The sequence below is a fragment of the Cronbergia sp. UHCC 0137 genome, assembly GCF_034932285.1.
Taxonomy (GTDB): Bacteria; Cyanobacteriota; Cyanobacteriia; order Cyanobacteriales; family Nostocaceae; genus Cronbergia.
On the sequence record NZ_JAYGHC010000071.1, the window covers coordinates 17,610 to 23,467 of the forward strand.

Consider the following 5,858-nt stretch of genomic DNA (forward strand, 5'->3'; position numbering starts at 1 on the left):
GTCGGGTCTGACGCACCCTACAAGAGATAAAATCTATCATCCTTATCTAATAGATTTTGTCAATGCGTAACTCCTATTTATTATAAAAATAGGGGTCAAGTCCGGTGCTAAACCCCTACCAAATTCAATGATTTATGATTTTGTATTTATGGTCTAATTGTGTTCTCAAAAATCAGTTTTTTCTCCAACCAATCTCTACCTACTTGAATACTAATATCTGAACTAATATTGCCTGTACTTTCTACCCGTACCTCACCAAATCCTAATATACTGCGAATTGATTCGGCACTTTCTCCGTCTCCTTGTTGAGCAACAATGTTAGTTACTTCTAGAGGTTCACTCCAAGGTCTAGAGATAAAAATATTCCGATATCCGGCTTGTTCTAGCACTCGAACTAAGTCCCGGATCTGAGAGCGATCGCCCCCTGTACTATCTTGAATTGCTACACGTAAACGACTAGGATCGGTGAACTCTGGTTCTATGGAACTTGATTCTAACCCAAAATTCTTCACCATTAATTTGGCAATGGAATCATGATTTGGCAACCAATAACCGCCTCTCTCACCAAAACCACCAGGTAACATTAACATCTGCATATTAGAGCGATTAGTTCTCACCCCAAACCCCACTAAGGAAACTAATTCTTCAATAGTCAAGTTAGTATCAATGTACTTTCTAACTGTATTGAGAATTTCCGGTAACTGAGTTAAAGTCGAGGGGTTAAGAGTTTGCTCAATCAAGGCACGCAAAACCATTTGTTGACGTTGAATCCTGCCAATATCTCCCAATTCATCATGGCGATAGCGGAGTAATTGCAGAGCTTGATCGCCGTTTAAATGCTGCTTACCAGCCTTTAAATTAATATATAAATGTTGAGAATCATCTTGATATTTCATATCCTTGGGTACATAAACCGTTACGCCGCCCAAAGCCTCAATCAATTGGGCAACCCCCAGAACATTTATTCGCACATAACGATCAATTCCTACACCACCTAAGAGATTGCTGACGGTTTTAGCCGTTAAAGCCGGACCACCTGTAACGTTAGCCGAATTAATTTTTCTGACCCCATAGCCTTCAATTTCCGTGCGGGTGTCTCTGGGAATAGAAAGCATTGATACTTTTTGATTTTCTGGATCAAACTTGATCAATAACATCACGTCAGCCAGACCATCAAAGGAATTAACCTGGGGTAAATATCCAAGATTTTCGCTTTCGCTAGGTGGGTTTTGTACATCTGGGGGCAGTACACTCATGCCCATGACTAGGATATTTACAGGGCGAGTTAATTGGGAAAATTGTAACCCATTGCCAGCAATGCGATCGCTCCCAAAAACTGCCTCTTCCTGGGGACTCAGTTGTGCTTGCTGTAAAGGCGTACTATCCCAAGAAACAGCCAATAAAGCCCCTGCCATACCAGACACCATCGCAATTCCGCCCATACCAACCGCAAACCATAACCATCGACCGGATCGGGACTGGCGCTGATTTTTACCCTGAGATTTAGCTTTTGCCAATTTTCTATCTTCTGCTGATGTTCTTTGGGTGGTCACAGACTTCCTCACACTTGACTGTTAAGATATATTCCGTAAATTTGCCGTTATGCTCAATATGTGCTGGCAAATCAGACTATAATAACTAAATATTAATTAATAGTTCTGACTTTTCCTGATTGTTTTTATAGCAGGTCAGAGGGAACAGAGAATATGAAACACGGCACAGGCAGACAATCATTGATTGCATTTAACTAACTTCAACATAATCTCTCAAAATTCCTGTTATTTCCCCCTTGTCTTTTTCTCTAACCAGCAACTTACATTACTTACGCAACAGTCGCTCGGACAAACTGCTCCAGCCCGGCAAGCGGTAAGACTTACCTTGAATTATCCGAATTATTAACCAAACATTGACCAAAAAGTAACCAGAAGTGAGAAAACTATTAAGAATTAATAACCTGAGTGCAAAAAACTCTGAAGTACCTGCTCCAGTATTTAACAATAAGTAGCCTAAGACCCATGTAAAACCTAGAATTATAGATAGACGACTCACTGCCAGTTGTTCCCGGCTTCCCTGGTGGAAATAGACCGTCCACAGGGATGGGACTAGACCAATCACGGGGATTAAATATAACAGCAAAACCGTAGGAGAAGTTTTTGAATCTGAAGAAGTTGAGAAATGATCAGTTGGTGGTAGATTGTCCATTTTGGTTACTCTAATCATAAACTAGAAGTGTATATAACTAGCTTGTGTGCTTGGGAGTGTCATAGAAACTGATGAATTAAGTTTTATGTAGCAGATAATCATCTGTAAAGAAAAATTGAATTTAGTTTTATTCCATAATTTAGTTAAAAATGCAGACACGTAAGCTACTCGATTGGTGGCAAACACTGACACCTATAGCGCGGATTGGAGCGATCGCTCTATTCGCTCCTTTATTAGTTCTCAATGGTTGGGCATTATCCGCAATTTTCCATTATTTTCATTCGCTGATCGCTATTTTAGTCGGAGCATCGGTACTAGCCTTTCTGCTCAACTACCCCGTGAGTTGGATGGAACATCATGGTGCTAAACGACAACAAGTAGCTATTCTAGTATTTTTATTAGCTTTATCCATTTTATTGGCACTGGGTGTCACCCTCTTTCCTCTGGCGCTCACCCAAGCTCAACAATTGGTGGCTCGTTTACCAGATCTAATCGACTCAGGACGTTCTCAGTTGATGATCTTAAACCAAAAAGTTGAAAATATGGGTTTACCGATTAATCTGGATGCCCTGTTGGTGCAAATCAACGATCGCGTTAAGGGACAATTACAAGCGATCGCTGGACAGGTCTTAAATCTGGCAGTGGTAACTTTCACCAGTCTGCTAGACTTTTTACTAACAATGGTGCTGACCTTCTATCTATTACAACACGGGGACGAACTGTGGCAAAGTTTAGTAGACTGGCTACCCTCGAAATTTCAAGTACCATTTTCTAAAACAGTACGTCTGAGCTTTCAAAACTTTTTCATCACCCAGTTGATTTTATCAACCTGTATGGCATCTGCCCTCATTCCCACCTTTTTGTGGTTGAAAGTTCCTTATGGGCTATTATTTGGGTTAACGATTGGGATCATGGCTCTCATCCCCTTTGGTGGTTCTGTAGGTATAGCCACAACCACATTGCTAGTATCCCTACAAGATTTTTGGATGGGAGCGAGAATGTTGGCCGCAGCCCTGATCGTTCAGCAAATTTTAGAAAATATCATTGCTCCCAGGATTTTAGGCAGCTTTACCGGCTTAAATCCTGTGTGGATTCTAATTTCTGTTCTTACAGGAGCGAGAGTTGGGGGACTTTTGGGGGTAATTGTTGCTGTTCCCTGCGCTGTTGTGATTAAAACAGTAATTAGTGCCATTCGTCCTCCGATTCTCTCTGAAACACAAGAATATCCTCCCGAACAGAAAACTGCACCCATGACACCAGAAGAATCACCAAAGGTGGTGCTAACCCACGATTAATCAAGAGTAAAGACGGTGGTGCGTTAAGATTGGGATGTTTTTAAGAGTGTTGGCTCTAAATCAGGAAACCGGGGTTTAGTATCTAATTTTGTGCTATTCTCAACCTGAGAACACCCCAGTACACCCAAAAGCACCACACTCGCTGCTGCTAAAACATAGCGTCTTCCTAAATTCACACCGTAACGTCTTTGGAGGAAACTTTGTTGCACAGCACTAAATTTTTGGTGATTCATTCTACCGCTCCATTTATTAAATAACTCAATCTTTAAATGTCCATCAAGTGATACGCTAATGATGTGTAATTTCTTCACTATTGCATTAGCAATCACATCATTAATTGATGGTTACAGTTTTGGTAACAATCAATCAACTTTGGCTTTTAGACTTTGGATTTTAGGTTAATTCCATAGATAAATCCAGGGGGTTTTACCATTGAGGGATGATTGCTCTCAAACGACAAACTTTAATGATCAAGATTTTTCCATTTTTAAGAAAATGTATTTTAAACTACGATTAGTTAATTGTTCTCATGATTACTAATCAATCTCATAAAGTTGTGATCAGGAAATTAATTATACTTTTAGCAAAATTCAGTATTTTTATCTAGGTATTTTTACCTTTAACAAAAAAACATACAAAAAGATAGTAGGATTCAGGAGTCAGGATTCAGGAGTCAGGAGTCAGGAATCAGGAAGTAGGCGTAAAACCCTGTTGTGAAAGGAGTTTCATCAATGTCCTAAGAGAAGTCCACAAAAAAGATGATCCAATCTTGTGGGATTACCTTGGCGGTTGCTATCAGTATTTTCCGAAAATAAATTCCCATCTACGGAAATTGACTTATAACCATTCACCACCACGAAAACGCCAATGGGGAAATATAACTCGCATGAGACTTTGTGAAATAATAAAAACAGCCAGCCAAACAGTCCAATAATGGAATAAAAAACCCACTAAAGTTAATTGATCTTTGGGTAGAGGAATTGGTAAAAAACCAAAAATCTTAACACCACACCAGATAAATAGCATCTCAATAAAACCTGCGAAAAATTGATAAATAGCAGGCCAATCTCTATCCCAACGGAACTTTTGCAAATAGTTATAAAAGACATCCCAACCCAAACCAAAAATAGCGAAATATCCAAGTATCCAGAAATAGACTGAATTAGCACTAAAACCAATTAAACCCATGGCAAAAGGCAAAGATACTAATACACCAATAGTAGAAAATAATAATAATCGAGTTTGCCAACGACCAAATAAAGTTGGAGTCATAAATTTTTAATTGTGAAATTGTCCCTTTGCTAAAGCAGGCCAATTAATTACAGATTCCCACAAAGTTTGATAACCTAAAGTGTTGGGGTGAAGACCATCTTCACTGAGGCGATCGCTCCGCCAGATTGTATCCTTTTCCATCCATCACTCAAAGATATCTAAGTATGGAATTTGCCTTTGTACACAAGCTAAACGTGTAGCTTCTTTATAACGGAATTGGTCAGCATGATTGTAATACAAACAATCCAGAAAAGGCATCTTCTCCTCATTTACTGGCACCATCCCCACAAAAAGCACAGAACAAAGTTGTTGGGCTTGATCTAAAAGAGCGGCGATTTCCGAAGTAAATACCGAAAACTCTGTATAACTTCTACCATCTGGACGACTTAAACGGGGTGAATCATTAACTCCAACCGACAAAATAATCAAATCAGGAACACGATTTCGCAACTCACCCCGGTGACGAAACTCCACCTCTAACCTTTGGGAAACTTGTTGAGTGCGTAGGCGTAGCCCGTCGTAGACATCGCCTCTTACCCCCAAATTGTAAAGAATATTACCATCATTATCAGGTAGCATCCACCATCGTCGTAGTTGTTCAACCCAGCCACCCCTCTCAGGATCACCGTATCCATAGACCAAACTATCTCCCAAAGCAATAACTTTCAAAGGTTGGGCGATTTTCGGCGCTAAAGACAACTGCATTGACTGAGGAAACTCTAAAGTTTGCATTTTAAAAAACTGAAATATATATCTCTAAAAGATTCTACACATTTCTATACCATCAAAATAGTATCCTTTAAAACTTTTTTCTTCCGTTGCGCGCCTACCCCTAACGTCAAGGGCGAATGGGTGAGAAAAAACCACCCTCAACTAAGGAGAATGAATGAACTTGTATCTTTTTGGTATTTTGGTTTGGATATGGCTATGATTCTAGTCGAACCGAGTTTACCATCCAACTTTCTTGCTATCTGGTTATTTGATAGATATTACACCACTAATATATTCCTTTGTGTGAAAACAAATTTAGATGTGTTTCCCCTGGCGATCGCGGCTATTGCGCTCAAATTCGTTGAATAGCTTCGTAGG

6 protein-coding genes and 1 pseudogene are annotated in these 5,858 nt (G+C 39.7%); 2 read left to right on the forward strand and 5 right to left on the reverse strand.

What is annotated here, in order from left to right:
* Positions 1-146: 146 nt before the first annotated feature.
* Both VB711_RS23890 and VB711_RS23895 read right to left on the reverse strand, forming a co-directional pair.
* Positions 147-1,553 (reverse strand): LCP family protein, encoded by a 1,407-nt coding sequence (locus tag VB711_RS23890; protein WP_323288889.1) that lies wholly within the window; start codon positions 1,551-1,553, stop codon positions 147-149.
* A gap of 265 nt (positions 1,554-1,818) precedes the next feature.
* Positions 1,819-2,202, reverse strand: a complete 384-nt coding sequence (locus VB711_RS23895; protein ID WP_323288890.1) for a hypothetical protein — start codon at positions 2,200-2,202, stop codon at positions 1,819-1,821.
* A 149-nt stretch (positions 2,203-2,351) separates the two neighbouring features.
* Between VB711_RS23895 and VB711_RS23900 the strand changes: the two genes are divergently transcribed.
* Positions 2,352-3,497, forward strand: coding sequence for an AI-2E family transporter (locus VB711_RS23900; protein ID WP_323288891.1), 1,146 nt, complete (start codon positions 2,352-2,354; stop codon positions 3,495-3,497).
* A gap of 23 nt (positions 3,498-3,520) precedes the next feature.
* Here VB711_RS23900 and VB711_RS23905 read toward each other — a convergent pair whose 3' ends face one another.
* The 3 genes and pseudogenes from VB711_RS23905 to VB711_RS23915 form a co-directional block, all read right to left on the reverse strand.
* Positions 3,521-3,730 (reverse strand): proteinase inhibitor I4 serpin, encoded by a 210-nt coding sequence (locus tag VB711_RS23905; RefSeq protein ID WP_323288893.1) that lies wholly within the window; start codon positions 3,728-3,730, stop codon positions 3,521-3,523.
* A 604-nt stretch (positions 3,731-4,334) separates the two neighbouring features.
* Positions 4,335-4,769, reverse strand: coding sequence for a hypothetical protein (locus tag VB711_RS23910; RefSeq protein WP_323288895.1), 435 nt, complete (start codon positions 4,767-4,769; stop codon positions 4,335-4,337).
* A 6-nt stretch (positions 4,770-4,775) separates the two neighbouring features.
* Positions 4,776-5,501, reverse strand: a pseudogene (locus VB711_RS23915) (GDSL-type esterase/lipase family protein).
* A 150-nt stretch (positions 5,502-5,651) separates the two neighbouring features.
* Here VB711_RS23915 and VB711_RS23920 point away from each other — a divergent pair.
* Positions 5,652-5,849 (forward strand): hypothetical protein, encoded by a 198-nt coding sequence (locus VB711_RS23920; RefSeq protein ID WP_323288897.1) that lies wholly within the window; start codon positions 5,652-5,654, stop codon positions 5,847-5,849.
* Positions 5,850-5,858 lie beyond the last annotated feature (9 nt).